Below are 23372 nucleotides of genomic sequence, written 5' to 3' on the forward strand. Positions count from 1 at the left end.
TCGTCACCTCATGCCCCGCCGCCCGGCCGCAACTTAGCTGGGCGGTTTGCTGCGACTTATTTATCTTGCTTTGATGACCGAACGCACCTTTACCGCCTTTACCGAAGCCAACCTGCTGGAAGGGGGGCGACTCTGTTTCGCCAATGCAGAAGTGCATTTCGAGTGCGCTGATCACATTGCGACGCTGGGCCACTACGGTATGGCTTCTTCTCATCTGGTCCTGGCCGCAGAAGAAGCGGTTAAGAGTTTTGTCTGCTGGGCTAAGCTCTTTGGTCTGGACATGCCCGACAAAGTAGACAAGTACTTTTCTCAACACAGCCCCAGACACAACGCCGCCCGCGAACTCTACAGCCTCTTCCGGGATGTGCTCGCCATTCAAGACCAAATAAAAGCCTTGGTTCCGCGACTTGGTATTGCCTTCGTTACCGAACAGCTGGATAAAGGAATCACCCTTGACGAACACTTCATCCAGACGACGTTGGTTGAAGCACTGGCTCCCCAAGTAGCCCTGGAAACTGGACGGCTGTTGCTGGAGCAGAAAGCAAGCCACGACCTGTACCAAGAGCGAATCGACCGCAAGTGGTGGAACAACGCGAATGGGCTTAAGAATAGAGGATTTTATGTCGACCACGAGGACAATAAAGGCTGGTTGCTGCCTCAGCAGATATCCAAAGCCGAGTATCAGGACAGTCGGGAGCGAGTGGATCGCGTGCTGACTGTACTCGAACAAATGGCGAGATTTGATCTTGACAGCCTCACCCAATTTAAAACCTATTTAGCCATGAGCAAGCCTACTACGCTGGAACTATTCGAGACCGCCCCCAATGGGACTAGAACGGATATTGTCTATCTCACCAAAGTCCCTTCAGTTGATGGTAGCGACTTCGAGTACCTAGTCGAATTTGAGGAATTGGAAGGGGTTACCGAGCGGATGGAGATTGGCCGAGTAGGCCTGATCGACGGCAAGCTATGGCTATCAAATGACCATGCTCAAATTACGTATAAGGGAATGCTGTTGCTATCTACATGGATCGAAGAGCATTTAGAAGATGCTGACTAAGATTAATTGTAAGTCTTTGACAAGTCTAATAATTATTTATCTGTGGAAAACAAAGAAAATTATACAGCTGATAAGCCAGTCGACAGTTCTAGCGAAGATGCCTTTCAAAGGTACGGATTTGCTAAACGCATTGCTGAGACAATCGTAACTAGAAAGGATGCAAATTCAATTGTGTTTGGTATATTCGGCGCTTGGGGGGAAGGTAAAACATCGGTTATAAATTTTATATACAATGAAATATCAAATGCAGATGGGGATTGTATACAAATTACGTTTAATCCATGGCGATTTACCGATGAAGCGGCCTTACTTATCTCATTTTTCAACAAACTTGCCTCAGAATTAAAAAAACATATTTCATATGAAACAGCTATCGCCATATCACAAAAGAGCTGGGTGAAGAGAACTTATGAAAAGATAACTAAGCCAGAAGATCAACCTTTAAAAACAGCATCTGAGAATATTGGAGAACTCATTCAAAAATATGGTAAGACGGTTTCTATTTTCGGAGTAGGTGACGCGGCTGAAACTATAGGAAAAGCAATCGCTAACACTGATTTAGATGTATTGAAAGAACGAATTGAAAAGTTACTTGCTGAAAATAAAAAGCGTATCATTATTTACATAGATGATATTGATAGGCTAGAAAAGTCTGAGATTCACTCCATTTTTAGACTCGTTAAACTAACAGGCAATTTCTTATATACAACGTATGTTTTGTCTTTTGACCAAGATATGGTTGCATCTGCTATAGGGGAACGATTCGGTTCGGGAGATAAGCGGGCAGGTGAAAATTTTATTGAGAAAATCATACAAGTGCCTCTAAATATCCCTAAAGCGCAGCCAGATGCATTAAAAAAGTTTTGCTTTGAATTAGTTGACAAAGTTTTGGAATCAGCTGATATTTCCCTTTCAGAAAATGACGTTCAGCGGTTTGTCCTTCAATTTACATCAAATATATTACCCCAATTATCAACACCAAGGCTAGCCGTCAGATACGGCAATTCATTGTCTTTCTACGTGCCGCTATTGAAAGGTGAAGTGAATATGGTCGATCTATTGCTTGTTGAAGCACTTCGTATCTTCTACCCTGAACACTATTTTTTTGTTAAAGAAAACTCTTCCGTATTCTTAAAGTCTTACAATTCTCCATACAATAGATATAATAACGAGAGTTTAAAAGCCGATGCTAAAGCTCAACTAGATGAATTAAATAAAAAAAGCAAAAAGATTGGGAATAGTGATGTCTCCAATCTTTTGGGGGATTTATTTCCAAACCTTAATGCTATTTTTAGTGCTGGAAATTTCTATAGTGGTTCAACTGATGATTGGTATTTGCAAAAACGTATCGCTTCGCCAAAGTATTTCGATAGGTACTTTAGCTATACGGTCGTGAATGGCGATGTATCTGACGTAGAGTTCGATTTATTCCTGTCGAATCTTGAAACCATAAAGAATGGCGAAGAGGTCGCTCAAGTACTCAGGAAGTTTCTTGAGACGTCCACTGCTGATAACTTAATTTATAAGATAAGAAGTTACGAAAATAAGTTGAAGTGGTCATCGGCGAAAGGTTTAGTCAGAGGCTTGTGTGTTATTTCAACATTGTTACCAAACGAGAAAAGTTTTTTGGGCTTTGGGTTTGGTTCCCCTTTTAGTCAAGCTGCTATATTCATACATAAAATATTAGAGAATAATAAAGCTGAAGGAGATTTGTATACTTTCGTTGAAGAGCTGATGAGCCAGCCTGTTAGTTTTGATTTTTCATATGAAATAAATTATTGGTTAAGGGCAGAAGATGCCACAAAAGACAAACTTTTCAGCAATGATGAATTTATCAGGCTTGCAGAAGTCCTTACTCAAAGGGCGGTGGACGAAGCTGGACAAGATTCCATCTTTGTACGCTTTGAAGAATACGTTCATTTTCTTGGACCTGCTTGGTACCAGAGAGATCCGGTAGCCTACAGAAATTATATAATGGATTATTTAGCGAGAGAACCCAAAAATGTCGCCTCATTTCTGAAAGCATTTACGCCAACTGTTAGAAGCACGTCTAGGCCGGAACCCTTTAAAGGCGACCTGTCTAAAGAGAGATATGATAACATTGTTCAATTTATTGACCGGAAAATTCTGTTCGAGAAGATTGCTTCTGAATACTCAATCGACGAATTGAATAAAGAACAGCCGTATTGGGACAACAGATACGGAAATGTGAACACGGAAATGAACATGCTTAGACAATTTCTGCATTGGTATGACTTAGAGAAGGGAGCCAGCATTAATTAATATATTGTAGTGTTAGTTTTTATTACTCGGTCTATGAAATCTTAACATGATCTTTTAGAAGTAATAAGCAGATTCCAAATCTGCTTGAGTTTCAACTTGCTAGCTAGGAATTTGTAGCATGATAAATATAGTTATATGATTAATTTGTCAATTGTATTTTAGCGGTAGAAGATTATCCTCCATTTACTTTAGCGAACTGATTGTTGCCTCTTTGATTAGAGTTAGTCGTTCTTGCTCAATCTGTTTAAGAGAACCATAAGCTTCAGGAATAATAGAATCAAGTTCCTCCGCTAAAACAGGGGACACTACTGTACCATTATCATCTGGCTCTTGCCGAGCCATAAATAACAAAAGCTCTTTTTCCTTGTCCGACAGCATATCATTGTAACGAGTCAGAGTCTCTCTACTCGCTTGAACAATTGCAGGACTAGCAGCTACATTTGGCAAAGTAACGAATAGCTTCATTTCACGCTGGTGAATGTCAATCAATCTGCTCACCAGCCCGGTCTCTTCTGCATCTGGCTCTTCGAAAAAATGATAATATTCAGACGGCGGCTGGAACAGGCGCTTGAACGTTGGATAGAGTGTTGTGAATGGGCCGCCGTTTGGCCAGCAATTGCGTTTCTGCCAAAGATTCAAGATTAAGTCCGAGCATTCCTTTTTGGCTGCTTCTCGCTCAACATCAGAAGCTGCCGCTTCAGCTCTATCCATCAGTTCAGCCACCCGATGTGCCATCCATCGCCCCAAGATGTTCGAACCTTCGACTACCTTCAATTCATGGGCAATAGTCTGGCCCAAGCGGGTAGTGGCAATCCATTGTGCTGAGGATTCCGTTGGGGTTGAGGATGAATACGGTATGTTTTCCCCGGTCGTATTTTGTATCTCGTTCTCGTTTGGCATGACTCCGTCTGAGTAATATGTTAAGCAGAAGCACTTGATTCGTTTGCTGCATGTAAGCCTGTAAGGCTGACCATTTTATCCATATTCTGGTACCGCTTGAATACGTTTGCTCCTTGTAGTGTCTCTCTTCACGAGGATCATCACTCCAGCGTTCACAACGGACCATAGGTTCGCCCGCTCGATTTACGTAAAGCCGATCAGCTTGTACGGCAGTAAGTGATAATTCCTCAATAAAGGTCGGATGGGGTCGTACCCTAAAACCACGTTTTTTTAGCCGGGCCGGGTCATTCTCCTCTAAACCTTCGTCAACATAATCTACCTGGGCCAGCGAGGCATGAACGGCAAATCCACGAGTACTTTCTGTTTGCCATTCATCATCTTCTTCAAAGCCAAACATGGGAAAGTCGACGCGGCCCGGTTCGGCTACCTGAAAGGCTCTGGCTAGCGAGGTTGCCATGTCAGAGTTGGCGAAAACACTACTAACATTCGTTTCGCCATCCCTTTTTTGATCGTCATTATAGCTAGGTGAAAAGCCAAAATCACGCTCCCCATATATTACGAGCCAGCCATCCTTGCCTGGCTCAGACAGCCCTAGTGCTTCTAGGTAATCATCAGCTAAGCGTTGCTCCCAAGGGTCCGGCAGTTTACCCCAACATTCCGCCAGTAACGGAATCGGGGTCTTTAAATCGGCTAACCAGCCCTTAAAACCAGTATTGGAAAAACGATCTTTAACCCAGCTTTGCCAACGGCCATCAGGGTCCGCATCGGTGTAGTCATCTACTACCACGGCACACTGATCGATCAGGCGGCCTGCTACGCACATGAGCGCGTTGATGGTTAAATTAACGCCGATAGATTCGACGGTAGGTTCAGAATGCTTGTAGTAATATGTCAACGAAGAATCGTATCGGCTAAAAAACTCCCAGTACTGGCTGTAGTCCTTCTGATCATATTGCCAACGATCACATATCCATTCTTCTGTCAAGACAGCAATTGTGTTACTTGATTGACCAAAAACATCACCAACTCCTTTAAACCAATGATCTTGAATGTCATAACGGTCAAATTTTATGCGATCAGCGTGATCTCTACTCAGATGTAGCTCATCCCCCTCAGCCATATAGCCACTGCGTTCCAACAAGCAAGCTTTGGGGGTGTTTATCTGCTCGATTTGCTGCCACTCATCGTCGGATAATTCGGTTCCAATTTGATCTCGTAGTCGAAGCAGTATTTTTTTGGCGAACCCACGTATTTGAACATGCGGCAAATCGGCATTAAGCGCATGAGTCGCTATGCTTCGACAATGAGGAAGTAATAGAACAGGGGCTTCATCTGCTAATCTTTCCAGAAGTAATAGAAGCCATACACGGGCCGACATCCAAAAAAAGTCGTATCCGTCCGGTATTAACTCGCTGTCTTTGCCATTAGAGAGTGTCAATAAATGCGTTAGCAGCCTGTCTCGCAGTGAAGCATTCGCGTTAAGCGTAAGGATTTCCCGGACGGCATGAGCGGTATGCCAGCGTATTCGTATGTCTGGGTGACCAAATAGATGCCAACACAAACTCGCTAAATGGCTTACCTCATCATAGCACTCTACAGAATTTTCCGCTACCGAGAGTAGATTGGGGAGCGTTTTGCCATCTTGCGCTAAACGCTCTTCTAATCGGTTCAGTAACCAGTCTGTTACTGCTTCCTGCTCCTCTGGCGAAAGCTGTTGGCATAAGGCATCCGCCGTTCGAGAAAGTGTCTCTTCCGTCAAACTGGGCAACCAATCTGCTAAGCCGGGCAGTAGAATCTCCGCTCGCGAGGATCCGATTAGAGGTAACTTTAGAAACGACTCTACGTGGCAAGGGTTATTGCCCTCATTAATAATAACTGGGAGATGCTTGTAGTAGAATCTAATTAGTCCTTTTTCATGAGTCACCCAATTTTTAACAGTTTGATTGGTTTGCCACCTATTCAGGAAAATAGTAAGAATGTGTATGAGCAAATGCCCATACCGTAACTGATAATAATGTTCCTGATAGAAAGTAAGGTTACAGATATACTCTAGAAAGGCTGTCCTTTGTCCGAAGGATACCGCGTCACCAAGTTGTGTGAGGCAGTCTACCAATTCGGGCACACGCAGTTGAAAGCGCACATCATTATCCGCTTGAAAGGCCGCTAAATCACCCTGTCGCGCTCTATCGTGCCAAAAATCGACTTTCGCTGATGTGTCGCGCGGCAAAGTAGGTTGCCACTCATGTAAACTGTCGACGAAAGCCAGCGTCTGGTTCATGATGACCGCTTGAGGATGCTGAGTCAAGCCATTTTGCGACCCCCAGTCTGTTAAACGCCGAATGGCTTCTACGCGCTGACTTAGCCTAGCATTACGCAATGCCCACACGGCCAATTTGTCAAACAGTTCTTCCTTTAGCTGATGGCTTTTTCGCCCGGCTGGGTTGAGGGCGGCCGATTTGTCGAGCAATGCGAGGCTTGGTTCAACTCGATCTTCGGTTTCCCCTCGGATGCGTAGCAGTGGTATGCTGACACAGCTAGGCCAATTGTTACTGTTGGTTGCCCCACGAAGAACCGGTTCAATACCCTCTTCGATTGGCAGAAAATTCATGTAGTCCCACCGACTTAAGACGCGTAGACCAGTGCCTAGGTCTAGCTTTGTGGTGGCTTCCAACGTCTGTTCCAACGGTGCCGCTATTTCGCCTGTCAAATACGGCTTATAAGCTTCCGTCAAGGCCGCAAGTCGCAAGCTAAAGCGAGCTTTTTGGGTGAACGATGGTAAATCGGCCAGCGCTTTAAGCCGGTTGGCACCGACTCTCAGTCGGTAAATTACCTCATCGCTTACACCTTCATTAGCCGCGTTGACAGCCCTTGTATACAGGTCTCGGCTTAAGTCTTCATCAAAACGGAAAACAATTTCAGCTGATTCAAGCAGTATTTGCCAACGGTCATCTACGTGTATGGCATCAGTCACGCCATCGTCCGCAGCTCGTTCTATCAGTGTCAATCCAAACTGAGTGTATTCACGTATTGGCAGCAGATACCGGCCCAGTTCAAGCCAGCATTGTCTGGCGACCTGACTACCCGTTACACGAACGGCTTGGTCCGCTAACGCATTAAGCGCATCCTGCTGACCAGATAAACACGCCAGCGTTTTACCAATGATCACCAACCGTGCCCGTTGCTCATTAATGTACCGGTAGTGGGCATTAGTTCGTATGGTGAATAGGTTAGCTACGCTCTCTGTTAGTTCCGCTGCGTAAGTAGAGGGGTAGAGTTGACCCAATTGACCTTTGACCAACATAATCTGTTGCGAGAGTAATGGACCAAATAATTCCTTGTATACTCTTCGTTGAGGTTCGTTGGCATCGCCTTGAGAAAGCGGGTCTACCCTAGCCGGGGTGGGTTGTAAATAAGTGGGTAGGATATCATTAATGGTAAGCTGTTTTCCTTGTAGAACAGCCTTCAATACGATGCTTCGCAAGGGAAATGTGATTTCCTGCAACTCGCCATAATCAGGTGAAAAAAAATCAGGGATAAGCGGAGCCAACTCTTCTATGACGCCGATTACTATGCTCGGCTCGATGCCTTGTCTAGCAAAAAGTTCAGCTAGGGGTGTGGCCCACTGTAAACCCTGAGATCGTGTTGAGCGTCGTATTGCTTTTTTACGCCGAATCGCTTTGGTCTGAATGGCCTCGTTTAAGGCCGCAGCAACATCACGTACCCGCTCGGGACGAATTTTGCGACCTAGTTCTCCTAATTTTGCTAGAATGATACCTTCAAAGCGGACCGGCAACCGAACTTCTTGTAGGTATGCCTCGATTTGATCATCATCCAGCCAGGGCTCCACTTGGGCAGTAAATAGCTCCAATCTATTCTCAATTGCTTTATACGGCTTCGTTTTAGCTAGCCTTCGTTTGAGTTCGCTGGGGCCATAAAGCCAGAAGACAGCCTCCATTTCATTGGCACGATCCTTGGCTTGAATTTCCCATTGACGCGTTTGGTGTTCGGGAGTACGTGCATATCGCCTAATCCAAGCCCACCCCTGCTTTAGATGGCTAGATGCAAGCTCCTGTTGAGATTGGTTTTTTGCATAGGCTGCTGCCAGCTTGAAATGCATTGCTCCCATCCAGCGACCTGTATTGGCTTCATCGAAGTAAGGCACTAAATCCTCTGTTTGGCCGAATAGATTGGCAAACGACACGTTGGCCTGAACCAGCTTGCGAACAGCGTCATTCGAGTTTTTATACTCGCAGGCTAGCAATAGCAGCTTGGCACCCGCCCCATCGAGCTTCAAATGTGCTGCTGCTTTGAGAGCCAGTTGAATGCGTTGTTCTTGGGTGGCTACCCGAATTAAGCTGTCCGTGATAATCTCAAGCGATGGTCCGCTTAAGGCAAGGTCAATCAATTCACTATACAGTCCTGCTTCCCAATAATGTTCGACGACAACGCGGGCAGCGTAAACATCGGTTGCTGCTATAGCCTTGAAGTGGCTGGCAAGTTGCTCGTGCGTTTGTTTTAGGATGCCCTTCGTTTCAGGCCGGTCCCTTAGGTGCGTATCAAAATCTTCATCCCGAATAACAATATGCTCTTGGTCAAAAAGCAGTCCGGGACTAAGGGATTGACAGAAAAGTTGGGCCTTGCTAATAGGTATCCCACAAGCGTCAGCAAAAACAGGCAATGGAATCGGACGATGGAGGCACGTTAGGATGGCTAAGAAAGACTTTGCCTTAAGTGGATCAGTGGCTGAATGTACAGCCTGTTCAATCAACTCCTCGAAGATAACCTCTGGCACGAGGTTGGCGTGGCGGAATACATGCAGAAATGCCTTGAACCCGCCCCCAAGGAAATTTCCCTGCTCAAGTAAGTATTGCTGAATACGTGGATTATGCCGAGTCTTTGCATGAAAGGCAAAACATGACCTTGATTTGGCAGTAGGAAAGGTTCGCCGAAGGTGTGTAATCGATGCATCCAGACTAAACCCTTTTAAATCAAACTGATACGCCCCTTTTGGGGCCTGTAACGAATCAGCTCTGTCGCCCGTCCGCGCACTCATCAGCAGTCGACAGTTTGTTGGTAAGGCCAGTTCCCAAAGAAAGGGGACAAATGACCTAGGGTCACCTTCCAGCGACGCTTGACTAACCGCGTTATCAGCCGCGTCAATAGCAATGACCAACAAACTATTCTCTTCAGGAAGCATAGTTGCCGCTTTATTCAGACGACGTTGAAACATGTCTATTAGCTGGTATTTATCCTGTGGTGGGGTCGTCAAAAAAGGAATCCCTGTCTGCGTTGATAGTTCATTACTCAGCTGCATGATCGCCCGCAGCAACGTATGACGGCCAGAGCTTAAATTCCGGTAGTTACCCGCTCCAAAACAATCGTACACAATCATCGCTGAGCCGCTTGGCAAGTAGTCTTTTACTTGTTGGAGCGTTGTACTCTTTCCTACCCCGGCTACTCCATGTGCCAGTACACGTTGATTCGCGACAATGCATTGAGCAAGCAGCGAGGCTTCCTGCGTTTGGATTACGTCTTCGGGCAGTGCCAAGAATGAGGGTTCGGGAAACAAATCCTCATCCTCACGTATGTGCAGTTCCGCCAATACATCTTCTCGGAAGATACCATTCGATGCTGCCTGTTCAGGTAGCATATGGCTATTAACCAGTTCTCTAAGCGCCTGAACAACCTGTTTTTTCTCGAATGGCCCAACAGAGTCATTTAATTCATCGAAAGCCGCCAGGTGCTGCCACCGTCTGGAACCAGCATCACAGCCGCTTAAGTCAAGAATTGTCAAAAAATTGATGAAGTGCTCGATAGGCAATCTGATCCGTTCAAACAGAGTTCGAATCCACCGTTTCGTCGTCTGATCGTTCGGAAGCGAGGCAATAAAATCAGCGAAAGTATTTGGTCTTGGATGTTGAGCTAGAGCAAGTCTACATTGGGACAGCGTTTGCTCAAGTCGATTATCTAACGCCTGATTACTAACAAGGCGAATCGTCAGCTTAGCGGTTATATCTTCAGGCGCAAACCCGTTTGCGATCAAATCCTGATAGCTAGCGGCAAGGCGCTCAACAACAGAGTCATTTTTGTTTTTAGATGAACGCTGGTTAAACTTGCCAAGGGTCCAGGTTCCATGTTCGTCTGTTGTACTGTATTTAAGTTGAGATATAATGACTTTTGTTGAATCATCAAAACTGGCTCCTCCAAAATACTCAGTGATATCGGCGGCCAAGTAGCTATTTCTTGATCCTGTTTTAACGGAATCTTTTGCATTGACTCCCTCAATTTTCACACAGGTCAATGGACTGCCGGGAGCTAGCATCGAAATAAGTCGCCTAACCGCCCATAACTTATGGTAATCGTGACCTGCGTTTGAGTAATGAACGCTTGAAGCTTGCTCTAGTAAAGTAGAATCTGCTTTTGACTGTCGGCTCTGAGTACGTTTACGGGTAACAGGGGTTGCCATAGGTAGCTACGCAAGGGAATCGATAACATTTAACCACCAATTTATTCAATAAGTAGCATAATAACGAGCCGTCCCTTGTGTCATATATTTCGCTATACCCCAGACAATCAGTCATATTACGTTTTATTGTACCAAAATAGTTTTAGAAAATTAGGTGGTGTTGGCAGCACACTACAAAGCTACGCTCGGTCTCTACTAGGGTAGCTTACAGAGTGAACTTATCGATTCAAACGTCTGGTCTGACAAGTCGTTTTATCTTTGCCCGCAACTAAGTGCACATGCATTTGACCCAAACCTTACGCCATGGCAACCCACCCAGACGACATAAAGCAGCAAGTCGGCGCAATGATTCGAGAAGCAAGAATAAGGAAAGGATTAACCCTTAAGGAACTTGGCTTACAGCTAGGTGTCTCCGAGTCCGTAGCGGCTCGCTATGAACAGGGAAAACAAAACCTTACCATCGAAACGTTACAAAAGCTGGCCACTGCTTTAGGCTTCAAATTTGAAGCGAGATTCGTTTAGCATTCATATTTTTTACAAGAACACTTGTTACATATAGTCAGTTGTTTATATTTGTAGTGTCAATCGGCAAATAAAAACCCCCAACGCTTCATTCTTTGGACGGAACAGCGAAGGGGGCATGTACCACAAAAAACCTCTCAGAATCATGAGTACGGTGCAAATCTACGATGCCTGGCCCATTGTGCCAAGCCTCCATGAGCCAACGGCTCCCACTCCCGCCCAACGCGGCGATCTCAACCACCGCTTCTTAGCCGTCATGCAGGCGCTGGGCCTGTCGGGCTACGCCGTGGCCAAGGGCGCGGGCATCGCCCAGCCCACCCTGAGCTACATCGCCTCGGGCAAACAGAAGCCGTCCATTTCCCTGATCGAGTGGCTCCTGAACACCTACCCGCAGGTCGACGCTGACTATTTACTGCGGGGTATCGGTGGGCCCCTGCGGGACACGCTGCTGCACCATCACGAACCGACGCCACTAGCCGGAACGGGCTTCGAGTTGCAGCTGGGGCGGCTGCGCTGGTATTTGCGCGACGAAGTCTACCCACAACTCGAAGACGACGCGAACCTGATCTACGACGAGCAGGGCGAGATCATCCAGCACGCGGACGTGGCACTGGCAATTCACCTCCACCGCGAATTCGTAACGTACCTGGGCGAGCACCAGTCGCAGTGGTGGGACTACTACTGGGACGAACTGCTTTACCTCTGCGAGCGCTTCTACACCTCGTCGGCCCAGTTGGCCTCGATCCTGGGCCATCCTCAGTTCATCGCGTTGCTACACGCTTTCAACAAAGTCGGGTAAGATGGAGGCGTTGATTCAAATCACCACTAATGCGCAAGGCGCATCGGTGGTGTCAGCCCGCGAGCTGCACGCGTTTTTAAGTGTGAAGTCCAAGTTTGCTGACTGGTTCAAGAATCGAGTCGATAAGTACGAACTGGTTGAGGGGCAGGACTACGTAAGGGTATCTAAAATCTTAGATACCCTTGGCGGGGCGCAGGAGAGCGTGGACTACGCCCTGACACTGGATTGCGCCAAAGAGTTAGCGATGGTACAAAACAATCAGCAGGGTAAACGGGCACGGCTCTACTTCATCGAAGCCGAGAAGCAGTTACGACAGGTTGCCACTACGCCAAGCCTACCGAGCGCCACTGAACAACTATTAATCCAACTGGTACAACAGCAGACTCAAGTCAGCCAGCAACAGGCCGCTATCTCCCAACACCAGCAGGAGCAGTTGACTCAGCTACGAGCCGACGTAGCCGCGTTGATGAATGGACAGTCTAAACACCGTCGGCGTAGTTCGGGCTATCCGCCCCCATCGGTGCCCGCTCTGTTCGGTACCCCTAGACAACCGCCCTACAATCACCCCCGCCAGCTACGGGGAGCCATTACGCAGATTGTTGAGCAGTACAGCGTTCGGGTTAACTGTGATACCTCCGAGACGTATCGCTACCTCTACCGGCAGATGATGCCAACGTACGGCATCGACGTGTATCACCTCCACAAACAAGCTGGGCAAAGCTATCTGGAGGCCATCGAGCAGTACGGACTCTTGGAAAAGCTTTACTCGATTGCCTACGCCACACTGGCGAGGCTGGATTTTTAGTGATTGAAGGCGGGGCTTAATCAGCCCCGCCTTCAATCACCATTCTTCAACTACAACCCATGCTACAGGTCAAGACATACCGCTATAAGCTCAAACCGACCCCCGCCCAGCAGCGAGAACTGGGGCAGTGGTTGGGCGCGTGCCGGTATATCTATAACCTGACGCTGGATTACAAAAGAACGCTCTGGGAGCAGAACAAGGTCAGTATTGGCAAACACGAGATTCAAAAAGAGTTGGCCATTTTGGCCAAGGACTACCCCTGGATCGAGGCGGTCAATGCTCAGACCCGGCAGGAAGTTGTAGAGCGAGTCTTCAATGCCTACGAGGGCTTCTTCAAGCAGGGAAAGGGCTTTCCCAAATTTGCTCGCAAGGGGCAATACCAGTCGTTTGCCTTTAAACAGCGAGTTAGTATTGATGCCACACATATTCGTTTGCCTAAGCTGGGCAAGGTGCGTTACCGCAACTCGCAACCTTGTGCTGGGACGATCAAACGGGCCGTCGTTCGGGAATATGCCGATGGGTGGTATGTCTGTGTGTGCGTAGAAGCAGATATACAGCCGCTGCCTACTACTCAGCATCATATCGGCATCGACGTAGGAATCAAGTCCCTGCTGGTTACCTCGGAGGGCGAAACCATTGAGAATCCCAAGCACCTCTACAAAGCGGAGAAAAAACTAAAGCAACTCCAACGGCAGGTAAGCCGTAAAAAGAAAGGGAGTGCTAACCGTAGAAAGGCGGTACAGAAATTGGCCCGGCAGCATCAGCGTGTAGCCAATACAAGAAAGGACTTTCACCACAAGCTAACGACGCGGCTGATTCGAGAGAACCAATCAATCAGCGTAGAACAGCTTCGAATCAAGAATATGCTAGCCAACCACTACTTAGCTAAGTCAATCAGCGATGCGGGGTGGCATCGTTTAATCCAGATGCTGGAGTACAAGGCCAAGTGGTACGGTCGAACATTTGATAAAGTCAACGCCCGGCATACGTCTCAAGACTGTTCAACCTGTGGCTACCGCAACACAGAATTAACCTTGGCGGTGCGGTCGTGGACGTGCCCTGCTTGTGGCACGGCCCATGATCGGGACTTAAACGCAGCCAAGAATATAAAAAACAAGGCGGTAGGGCATACCGTCTCCGCTTGTGGAGTCCAACACTAGTTGGACGTTGAAGCAAGAATCCCTTTGTTGCTGTAACAGGGAGTGTCAACTCATCCATCAACTGCTTACCATCTGTATTTGAGCTATCTTCTGCTTTTTCACCTTATTTAAACGTAGAGCATGAGACTGCTTCAGATATGGCCTCTCCTACTCCGTTCCGACAGGCAAATTCATTATCCGTATAAGTCAGAATTAAGCAATAGCTAGACGCTAACCTTTGACTCTGCTCACGTCCCTTCACGTATTCAGCCAGTGAGCCAATCCTATGACTAGGCAGTAAGTGAACCGATTCATTAACAATTAAATATACCTCAATAGCAATTATACCCGTAAATTGCTATCATAAATGATTATTTATCCGGATCTCTATCTCTCAATCTACAAGCGAAAGGCTGCCTCTACCCAATACACGATCACTGCTATGCGCTATTTAGTCCATCAACTGCTCAACGACAACACCGAGGCCATTGCCCGGCGCACGTTGCTCAACTGTCACCTGCCAGGCCTGCACTCGATCGTGCTGGTTGATCAGCCCGGCCAACGTATCCGGCTTTTTTACAAAACGGCCGCGTGCCGAATGGAAGTCGATTTGCACAAAGGCCTTCTCGATCTGGCAATCCACCCCCACCACTGCAACTTATCGATTGAGATGGTGGCGGGTGAGATGAAACACTACGTCTTTGAAAGAACCGACGGATTCGGAGTCGGGATTCGTCTGGGCGAGTTTGCTTACCAGTCAGCCATCACCCAGGGCGTAGGCAAGTTTACCGCTACCGGCGAAGCCTACCTGCGATTGGTCGAAAAGCGCCATATCACCTTGGGCTACGAACCTTGTCGAAACGGCGTTCAGCTCGCCGCTGATCAACTCCATACGTTGAGCGTGGGTGGCTTTGACCGGGCAATGTGGCTGGTCATCGAGGGGGCCGAGGACCCCAACTATCAGCCATACAGCTACGCCTTCGACGATCTGAGTCAGTACGACTTCTCCGATCTGTACGTTCGACCCCGCCCCGCTGAAGCCGCGCGCCTGTTTGCTGAAATCAAAGAGCAGCTTGACCTCAGCAACGTATACGTCCAGCGTGATCTTGAACTGACGGATCCCAACAGGCTGTACCGCTAATTCTTTACCGCTTACCACTTCCTCTTTTTCCCAATAATTACCATGAAAACGAACGCCAAACTGTTCCTCCTTCAACTCCTGGCCGGCCTGATACTCGCGGCGGCAGGCCTACTCAGCAGCTGCAACTCTCGTCCCGACTGCACCATCCGGGAAACCGGACCAGGTATGTATGAACCCTGGGGCGACTGCGACGATTGCACCCAACTTTCGGTTATCGGCCTCAATGGCGCCATGCGGCCAATGGCCCCCTCGGATATGGAGCAGTACGTCCGACAGTATCCGCCCTCGGCGTCGTTCAATCCGGCATCGCCCAGCCTGAGTGACTTCATGCTCTACCACTACCTGCTGTCAGGCCCCCGGGCAACGCATTACCAGACTGTGTACGTGAATCAGTCGAGAGGCTACACCGGCTACCGACGTACCCACCCGAGTTGGTCGTACGGCCCCCGGACGCGCACGGCTGTAATCAACCGCACGACTGTCATCAACAACCGGACGATTGTCAATAACCGGCCATCGACAACAACCCGACGGCCGAGCCTGTGGAATCGGATCTCGTCGCGACCCACAACGACCAGCAGCTATTCGTCGAGCCGAACCACCACGCGCACGACGTCACGGCCTTATTCGTGCTGGAGTCGACCATCATCGGGCTTCTCGAAATCCTATTCATCGTCGAAGTCGGCTAGCCGTACCTCGTACACTAGCTCTCGACGTCGGTAGTCATGTTGCACACCCTCGTATTGATCGCGGCGCTGCTGCTGCTTCAGATATACCGGTTGGCGGCGCGTTTGGCGCTGAACACCTGGTATGCCCAGCAGCAGCGCCGGGCTGAGGACTGGCGCAGCGTCGAACCTCCCCTGTTAGCGTCGTTGCGGCGCAGCAGCCAGGCGAAGGCTATTCTCCGTCAGTACCCGTCTAATCAGGGGTTCGCCCGGGGCGGTGTCATCAACAAACCACACGGTCCGCTGCTGCGGTAAAATACTATGTGTGAAGATCATTGTAAAGGTTGTCATCAGGAAGCGATGATGGCCAAGGGCATTGTGCTCCGTCGTCCGATTCTCCATACCTGCAACCGAGTCGGCGTTTTTCGGGAATCTGATCTTCTTCAGGTTTCAAAAAGGCCAGATGAATCCATTGAGCTTGACTCCGTAACTCCTTTATCCAATTCAGAAGTAAATGGCTCCCGAAACGACGAAACAGTATAAAAAAGCACTAAAAGAACTCGCTGGCCTCGTGCCGGCAACGGGTAGCATCCAGGTCGACGATGCCCAATTCTGCAAAAAACACGACCTAAAGCCTTCGTTTTTTCTTGCCCTGCGCGACCTCGATTGCCTCGTCTTGGTTCCTGGTACCACGCCGGGTAACCGCTACCGGCGGACGGATAAAATCCTAAAGATTACGCCGGAGGAGGTGAGCAATCAAATGCGGGCCAGTGGGCGGAAGGTGAATCTGATCGATAACGACGTAGCCTCGATCACGGCGCATTTTAACAACACCAGGTCGCAATGGGTAGCGACTCAAACGGAAACTTACCCACCACCAGCGAAGCCAGTAGAAGCGGCTGAACCTGCTCCGGTTGAGCCCGATCCGGCTGAGCCCGATCCGGTTGAGATCGAGCCGGTTGATCAACCGATAGCCAATAACGATGAAGCGGTCACTGATCCCATTCCTGACGAGGAGTCAGCCATGTGGGATAAACTGGACGCGTTGATTGAAGCCGCGGCAAACGCATATCTGCCGGAGGCCCCTTCGCCCGAAGTGTTAGCCCTGACGCTGGCTCGCCAGATCGTCGGCGAGTTCCCCAGCGATCCGAACGCCCAACTGAAGCTGTTCCGGGCCATTGGTCACCACCTCCGCTCGGACATGAATCAGCGCGCCGATGCACTGGAAGAACAGGCCAGCCAGTATCTGAAACTGGCCGAGCAGTGGCGGCAGCTTAGTCGAACCGTTACGTTTTGACATCCTCCCCCACCTAGAGGCTGGAGGACCCCCAAACCAGCAATTAAACTGATTCGAGCTGGTTCACACTTCAACGCAACGCGCTCCAATAGCACTAAGCTATTCAGAGGCTTACCGTCGCTCCATGCGCGTTGACCCTCTGTCCAAGGGCAAAATTCAGTATATTTTGAGCCGCGTTCTCGTCGCGGTCATGTTCAGTGTGGCATTCCTGACAGTACCAGTTGCGAACGTTCAGGGGCATTGTCTGTGCCACGTACCCACAGCACGAACACCGCTTGGAACTAGGAAAGAAACGATCAATCTTAACCAGTTCTTTGCCTCGCCAGGCACACTTGTATTCAAGCATTGAGACGAACCGACCAAACGACGCATCCGAAAGGTGCTTGGCCAGCTTGCGATTTCTGACCATACCGCGCACGTTCAAATCCTCAACCGCAACCACATCAAACCGCCGGACTAGATCCGTCGTGACTTTGTTGAGATGGTCGATACGGGCGTTGGTCAATTTTTCGTGTAATCTGGCAACCCTGATACGCTGACGATTCCAGCGTCCCGATCCTTTGGTTTTCCGGCTTAGGGACTTTTGGGCTTTCGCCAACTTCTTCTCGTAGGTACGCGTAAATTTAAGATTAGGAATGCGTTCGCCATTACTGAGCGTAGCCAGTCGGTTTATGCCCAAATCAACACCAACCGATTCGCCGGTTTTCTCAAACCGGTGAGGCTGTTCATCCAATACCAGCGAGACGTAATACCGGCCCGTACAAGTCTTACTGATGGTGACAGTAGTAGGACTGGATAGAAACGGGCGCGACCAACGTACTTTCAATCTGCCGATTTTGGCAAGGCTCAAAACACGGTCGCTATACTTAAAAGCCGATGTAGTGTATTCAGCACTCTGTTTATCTCGCTTGCCCTTAAAGCGTGGGTATTTAGCACGACCAGAGAAGAAATTTCCAAATGCGGTTTGCAGGTTCCTGAGCGACTGTTGCAACGGAACGCAACTCACCTCATTAAGCCACTGGTGTTCAGGGGTCCTTTTGAGAGCAGTCAGAGCCGCACTACTCTGGTTGTAGTTGATACGCTCTCCATTGGCCCATGCGTCGGTACGAAGCCGGAGACACCAGTTATACACGAACCGGCTATGCCCAAAGACCCGGCTCAACTCCTGAGCTTGAGCGTCGGTGGGATAACAGCGAAACGTGTACCGGACTTTCATGGTATAAGATAGAAATAACCTCTCACAAATACAAGCTCTTGTGTGTGAGCACACTTACGCATTCGCGTGTTGCTTCCCCCAGTCTAGAGACGCGGGATTTGCCGCTCCTTTTTCATGATGCCTGTTCAACAGCTTTGACATTCTGACGATAGGCAAACGAACAATACTGTTTGTCTTGGCAAAATTATCCTACCCTATGCGGGCCAATCTGGCTGCCTTGACGGGTATCCTTCTACGTGAACATGTAGCCACGTCGACCGACTCCTATCCTATTACGAGCCTAGCTTAGTCTGCTTGAACCTCGTTTTTATCAATGCTTATTTTGTGCTGCCGCCAGAGTGCTTCTTCATATTCAATTGTCAGGTTATATATATACTGGCACGCCCCCACCCCTGCTCAATTAGCCGTTCTCGGGCATAGGTGGGTTCGAGCTTATACTGGTACGTCTTGACCTGTGTCATCGTTAAATTATGCCCGCCGTACACTTGTTACGGCGAGCTATAGAGATTAGAAATTGTAATCGGATAAAGACTGAATCAGTACGTACCGATCCGTCGTTTCGTCGATCGATTCGTCACCGTCTTCTACGGTATCGAGACTTTGAGCGAACTCCCCGCCCCAATCATCCAAATTCACCTCGAAACGATCCAGATTGATTTCCTCCGGTTCGTACTCAAGTGGTTTGACCTCGAAGGGCTTGAAATGATTAGGGTCCTGACTGGCCAGCCACACACCTGGTAGGTTGCTGTCCTGCTGCACGAAATAGACCATGACCTACACGAACTGGCTCAACTGAGCCTGCACAGCTGGCAGTTGCAGATCGTGAACAAGGGTCGGGAACGCCAGTCCCTGTAGCTCGTAGAGGTATTGCGCCTCTTTGACGAACTCCAGATACCAACTCAGTTGAACAGGACCACAGTAGCTCACAAACGCCTCATGCAGCTTGAGCAACATCTCATGCGTGTCGAGCCGCAACTCACAATCGTCGGGATCGCCCACGAAGTCGGTGAGCAGCGCGTCGTATAACTGGGTATGGAGGTAGTCCCGCAGCCGCGACAGACTCGCCCTCAGCGACTCGCTGTAAAACGTGGGGATAAAGGCTAGAGCCACTGGCTCTACGTCGGTTGGATCAACCGGGTCTGATTGGTACCTTTGCACCGTACTCATTGCTGTAAGGTTTTGAGTTGCACAAGCCCCCTTCGCTTTGGTCGCCAAACTGTCAGCGTTGGGGGTTTTCTGTTTGCCGTTTGGCAATACAAACATACATAACTTTACCTGATATGCAAGTTCATATTTAGATTATTTCCTTTAAATCTATATGTACATCTAGATCAGCACCCAATACTTCTGCGATCTTCTGCAACATATTTAAAGAGGCATTTACCTTACCATTTTCGTATCGACTCATAACTGACTCCGATGAGTTAACCAAATCAGCTAACTCTTTCAGGGTTAGTTGCCTCTTTTCACGTGCTGAGCGAATAAGTGCTCCAACTTTAACCTTAATATCGCTTGATTGAGAGATGTGCATTAAAGAAATTTTTTAATGATAACCAACATGTCAACTCAAATGGAACAGGGCTTGACAGTGTCTAATAAAAATTGTCAAGTAAAAGTTTAAAAATAAATAGGTAAGTCAAATTCTGAGCTACGACTATTTTTGTTAATTATCCAACCGGCTCGCTCGAAAATCATTCTACACTCTGCTGTGCCGTCGTAAACTAGATCCTTAAGTTTACTTACTCCTACATCTTGGCGCATAACATTCCTTATACAATGTGCAATTTTCAAAGCAGGAAATTCAGCGTCTTTTGTAAGTAACACTATTTTATCAAACTTACTTTGATTACAAAAATCGTAAAATCCTGTCATATACAACCATGTGTCTATTAATAGCAGAATTGCTGCAAAATAATACACGGCGTCAGAACAATTTTCCAATTCAATTTCATTTCCTATATATTCCCAAAAACTAGGTTGCCAATATTCATATTTTTTTATAATATTTCTACCTATAGCAGACAACAAAGCTTCGTACCAAAAGTATCTTGGATGTAATTTAAATATATCACATATTGCTTCAGCCAAAAATCCGTTTCCTATAACTAATACATGTTTATCAATATCTCTTCTCACCTCTAGATCAAAAGATGGGTTTAGAAAAACGGTACGTCTAACAATTTCGGAACTACCAGATACGATTAATTGTCGGGCAAGAGTCTTTACAACATTTTGCCCCCTGAATATCGATCTTTTGATTCTCCTGCATACATTTAAATTCTGCAAATTAACTACACTGATGTCATATCCTTCTTCAATAGTATATTTATTATCTAGCCAAGCTTGAATATCTTTATCACCGGTTGAATTATAATAAAAGATATTTGCATTGTAATCGATAAAACTATCATCTGGATTTGCAAAAGCACAGAGTTGAAACTCAAAGAGCTTAGCAGCAGAAAGTTCTGTAGGTAAAGAATGGGCAAATAATTCAAGCACAACGTTAGACATGTTGCGTTGCGGAAAAGAATGCATCAAAAGTTTTTGGACATTAAATATCTCATTGAGACTACCTTGTATCTTTTCAAAATGATCAAATTTATCATTTTGGAAAAACAAATTATATATATACCTACTCCTAAAATCGCTAACATAAACAGGCAATGAGCTTAATGATATCTTATGATACCGTGACAACCTCATTCTTAACAATGCTAATCTTATCCTTTCCTTCTCGGTTAAGCTTGCATTCTCAATATCATTCAATACTTGCGTCAAAATTTGAATAGAATTTTCATTATTATTAATCCATTTATCTACGCTATCGAGTAAAACATTAAAAGAATTAGCATCTACATCTACAAGAAACGACTGAACTATTAATTTAGTGATTACAGGAATAATATTATCATTTATTTCAATTTTATCGACTAATAATCCAGCCAGTAGCAGTATAACATCTATTCCATACTTCACTTCGGTAAGAGTTGAAATAATATTACCTATAATTATATTCTTAGTCTCATCTGATTTCAATTGTGCAACTAGAAGCCTTATAACCTCGTGCCAATAGGGTTTTGATATATTATCCTTAATACTATCCCAAATACCAGAAACCCCAGCACTCTCATTAATCGTTCTTAAATGCGAAGAGGCCAGATATTCTTGAAATGTTAGGTGTATAAAGCTGTACAATCCATCTCCAACTTCAATTAAAATACCAGCTCTACTTTTTATAAATTCTACGAAGTCTTCAGCTATCAAGTCAGCATCTTCAGTTTTTTCGTTTGATTTAATATAATCGGTCAAGAATGAAACCAGATCGTCATAGTTTACCACTGTACGGGAAGCTGTCTCCATTTTAATAAAACGAATTTGCATCCAATAAGCTAAAGATTCTAGGCGACGCTTGTTATTTCGATCTACTTTTCCTCGCTTTATACCAACACTATCTCGAAATTTCCAAACATGCCAAGTATTCAAGAGCGTCTCTGTACATTTTTGATACAGTACTACTCGCTCATCCGGCAAAACAGCATCTATACGGTGTACTAACGCAATAATTGTCAGCATTAATGGATTTTTAGCTAAATTCCGTATCGCGCCGCTATTATCCTCTCTCACAATTCTTATCAAATCATTAATATTCTGCTGCCTGTACAGTACATTATCAATTCTACAAGTATACCAATCATTAATAAATCTCTCTATATCTGGCAGTCTCAAATCTACCAATTTATAATGATTGATTTCTACTGATGTTGACTTAAAAATTGACTCATACCCTATAAACCTAGAAGTTATCACTACAGTATTTCTTGGGTAAACAGTTATAAGCGTTTTTATTCTGTCTCGTATTATATATTTATAATTTGAATCAGGTAACTCATCAACTCCATCAAACAGTAAAATTGCTTGACCTGTTTCTAAGTAATATTCAATAAAATTTAAATCAACATCTACTAATGAAAGCTCACCTTTGATAATTTCGATAATATATTCAATGATAGGAAGGTTTTGTCGTGTTTTTAATTCATTTGCATAACGCCTTAAAGTAATAAGAATCGATATTCTCTTGTGCGGCTTAGTTCCATATCTATTTTGAAGTGGTTTGTATGAACCGGAAAGTGCTAAAAATTTTTGCAATGTTGACTTTCCAGATCCGGGACTTCCTAATATCACACTTATTTTACCAGGTTCAATTAGCTCGATCGGATTAATTGTCAGATTCAAATCATCAGACTGGTTATTTTCCTCATATGATAGCTCCAAGGGAATATAAATATGTTGCATAGGAACACCCCTGGTAGCTTCATGCTTATAAACGGACATTCCAACAAACTCTATGAGAGAATGCATCACTACAAGAGCCCTATCATAACGGGCTTTAACTTCTTGTATAGTTTTCTTTAACGTGATTTTGTCTGGGACTAAATCCGGATAATAAAACATGCAAAGTGATGAAGATTGAAGAAACAAAGACAATATCTGTTTATGTCCCCAATGTTCTATTTTAACTTTATTTGCAGCATTGGATAAGGTGTTAAACCATGTCACATCGCCTCCACTCTTTCTAGTTGAAGACTCTATAAAATCTTCCGGTGTTATAATGATCCATTTCGCTAGTTCTTTTCCGTTTTTTTCAATAGCAGAAATTAGAGAATGTTTAATATCGGCCCGGTGTTCATTTGAAAGTGGAGAAGGATAGAATTTATATTGGTAACCAATAATTTTATTTGAATCTTTGTGATCCTCTTCATAACTATCTAATCCCCTGTAATCCCCAGCAGCATCACTGAAAAGCGTAATGTGCCGATTATTTCGCTTAGCTTCTTGATACAGTAGCAAATCTATAATTTGAGCGAATTCCTTCCCCCCCACTGTCCCTTTTGGCAGTATTTGATATAACGATTTTATCTGCACTAGCATATTTGCTGATCTCAACCATGTTAGGTGGCAATATAATCATTCGGCCATAAATACCTCTGACATATGCAATCCCTTCCTCATAACCTGCGGCATACATGTTATGAGCTATTGATTGTAGATAAGACTTTAAAGTCTGACTATGACAAGAAA

Annotated in this window: 17 protein-coding genes; 10 read left to right on the forward strand and 7 right to left on the reverse strand. The window is 46.2% G+C overall.

Annotated features, from left to right (window positions below; genetic code table 11):
• The first annotated feature begins 73 nt into the window (after nt 1-73).
• Nucleotides 74-1060, forward strand: coding sequence for an AbiV family abortive infection protein (locus tag FAES_RS20065; RefSeq protein WP_015333047.1), 987 nt, complete (start codon nt 74-76; stop codon nt 1058-1060).
• A gap of 42 nt (nt 1061-1102) precedes the next feature.
• On the forward strand, nt 1103-3343 hold the full coding sequence (locus FAES_RS20070) for a KAP family P-loop NTPase fold protein (protein ID WP_015333048.1): 2241 nt from the start codon (nt 1103-1105) through the stop codon (nt 3341-3343).
• A gap of 183 nt (nt 3344-3526) precedes the next feature.
• Here FAES_RS20070 and FAES_RS30435 read toward each other — a convergent pair whose 3' ends face one another.
• Both FAES_RS30435 and FAES_RS20080 read right to left on the reverse strand, forming a co-directional pair.
• Entirely contained in the window at nt 3527-4141 is a 615-nt protein-coding gene (locus tag FAES_RS30435; protein WP_051054228.1) for a hypothetical protein, read from the reverse strand.
• A complete protein-coding gene (locus tag FAES_RS20080; protein ID WP_015333049.1) occupies nt 4119-10709 on the reverse strand; it encodes a P-loop NTPase family protein in 6591 nt (2196 codons plus the stop codon). The genes FAES_RS30435 and FAES_RS20080 overlap by 23 nt, the downstream gene beginning before the upstream one ends.
• Before the next feature lie 303 nt (nt 10710-11012).
• On the opposite strand from FAES_RS20080, the gene FAES_RS20085 reads away from it, so the two are divergent.
• The 8 genes from FAES_RS20085 to FAES_RS20120 all read left to right on the forward strand — a co-directional run bounded on the left by FAES_RS20085 (nt 11013) and on the right by FAES_RS20120 (nt 17077).
• The gene (locus FAES_RS20085) at nt 11013-11231 is read left to right on the forward strand and encodes a helix-turn-helix domain-containing protein (protein ID WP_041258196.1); all 219 of its coding nucleotides are present in this window, start codon (nt 11013-11015) and stop codon (nt 11229-11231) included.
• Nucleotides 11232-11376: 145 nt separating this feature from the next.
• The gene (locus FAES_RS20090; protein ID WP_041258198.1) at nt 11377-12030 is read left to right on the forward strand and encodes a helix-turn-helix domain-containing protein; all 654 of its coding nucleotides are present in this window, start codon (nt 11377-11379) and stop codon (nt 12028-12030) included.
• Between the two features lies 1 nt (nt 12031).
• Nucleotides 12032-12835 (forward strand): antA/AntB antirepressor family protein, encoded by an 804-nt coding sequence (locus tag FAES_RS29180; RefSeq protein ID WP_015333051.1) that lies wholly within the window; start codon nt 12032-12034, stop codon nt 12833-12835.
• Between the two features lie 59 nt (nt 12836-12894).
• Nucleotides 12895-13995 (forward strand): RNA-guided endonuclease InsQ/TnpB family protein, encoded by a 1101-nt coding sequence (locus FAES_RS20100; protein WP_015333052.1) that lies wholly within the window; start codon nt 12895-12897, stop codon nt 13993-13995.
• 421 nt (nt 13996-14416) lie between these two features.
• The gene (locus FAES_RS20105) at nt 14417-15115 is read left to right on the forward strand and encodes a hypothetical protein (protein ID WP_041258199.1); all 699 of its coding nucleotides are present in this window, start codon (nt 14417-14419) and stop codon (nt 15113-15115) included.
• 42 nt (nt 15116-15157) lie between these two features.
• Nucleotides 15158-15838, forward strand: coding sequence for a hypothetical protein (locus FAES_RS20110; RefSeq protein ID WP_015333054.1), 681 nt, complete (start codon nt 15158-15160; stop codon nt 15836-15838).
• A gap of 2 nt (nt 15839-15840) precedes the next feature.
• On the forward strand, nt 15841-16095 hold the full coding sequence (locus FAES_RS20115; protein ID WP_015333055.1) for a hypothetical protein: 255 nt from the start codon (nt 15841-15843) through the stop codon (nt 16093-16095).
• A 199-nt stretch (nt 16096-16294) separates the two neighbouring features.
• On the forward strand, nt 16295-17077 hold the full coding sequence (locus FAES_RS20120; protein ID WP_015333056.1) for a hypothetical protein: 783 nt from the start codon (nt 16295-16297) through the stop codon (nt 17075-17077).
• Nucleotides 17078-17180: 103 nt separating this feature from the next.
• On the opposite strand, the gene FAES_RS20125 is transcribed toward FAES_RS20120, so the two are convergent.
• The 5 genes from FAES_RS20125 to FAES_RS20145 all read right to left on the reverse strand — a co-directional run bounded on the left by FAES_RS20125 (nt 17181) and on the right by FAES_RS20145 (nt 23222).
• Nucleotides 17181-18293, reverse strand: coding sequence for an RNA-guided endonuclease InsQ/TnpB family protein (locus tag FAES_RS20125; protein ID WP_015333057.1), 1113 nt, complete (start codon nt 18291-18293; stop codon nt 17181-17183).
• Nucleotides 18294-18800: 507 nt separating this feature from the next.
• On the reverse strand, nt 18801-19064 hold the full coding sequence (locus FAES_RS20130; protein ID WP_015333058.1) for a hypothetical protein: 264 nt from the start codon (nt 19062-19064) through the stop codon (nt 18801-18803).
• Nucleotides 19065-19067: 3 nt separating this feature from the next.
• A complete protein-coding gene (locus FAES_RS20135) occupies nt 19068-19460 on the reverse strand; it encodes a hypothetical protein (protein ID WP_148289415.1) in 393 nt (130 codons plus the stop codon).
• 127 nt (nt 19461-19587) lie between these two features.
• Nucleotides 19588-19824, reverse strand: a complete 237-nt coding sequence (locus tag FAES_RS20140; RefSeq protein ID WP_041258200.1) for a helix-turn-helix domain-containing protein — start codon at nt 19822-19824, stop codon at nt 19588-19590.
• An 86-nt stretch (nt 19825-19910) separates the two neighbouring features.
• A complete protein-coding gene (locus tag FAES_RS20145; RefSeq protein WP_041258201.1) occupies nt 19911-23222 on the reverse strand; it encodes an NACHT domain-containing protein in 3312 nt (1103 codons plus the stop codon).
• Nucleotides 23223-23372 lie beyond the last annotated feature (150 nt).

This window comes from Fibrella aestuarina BUZ 2 (genome assembly GCF_000331105.1).
GTDB classification, from domain to species: Bacteria; Bacteroidota; Bacteroidia; order Cytophagales; family Spirosomataceae; genus Fibrella; species Fibrella aestuarina.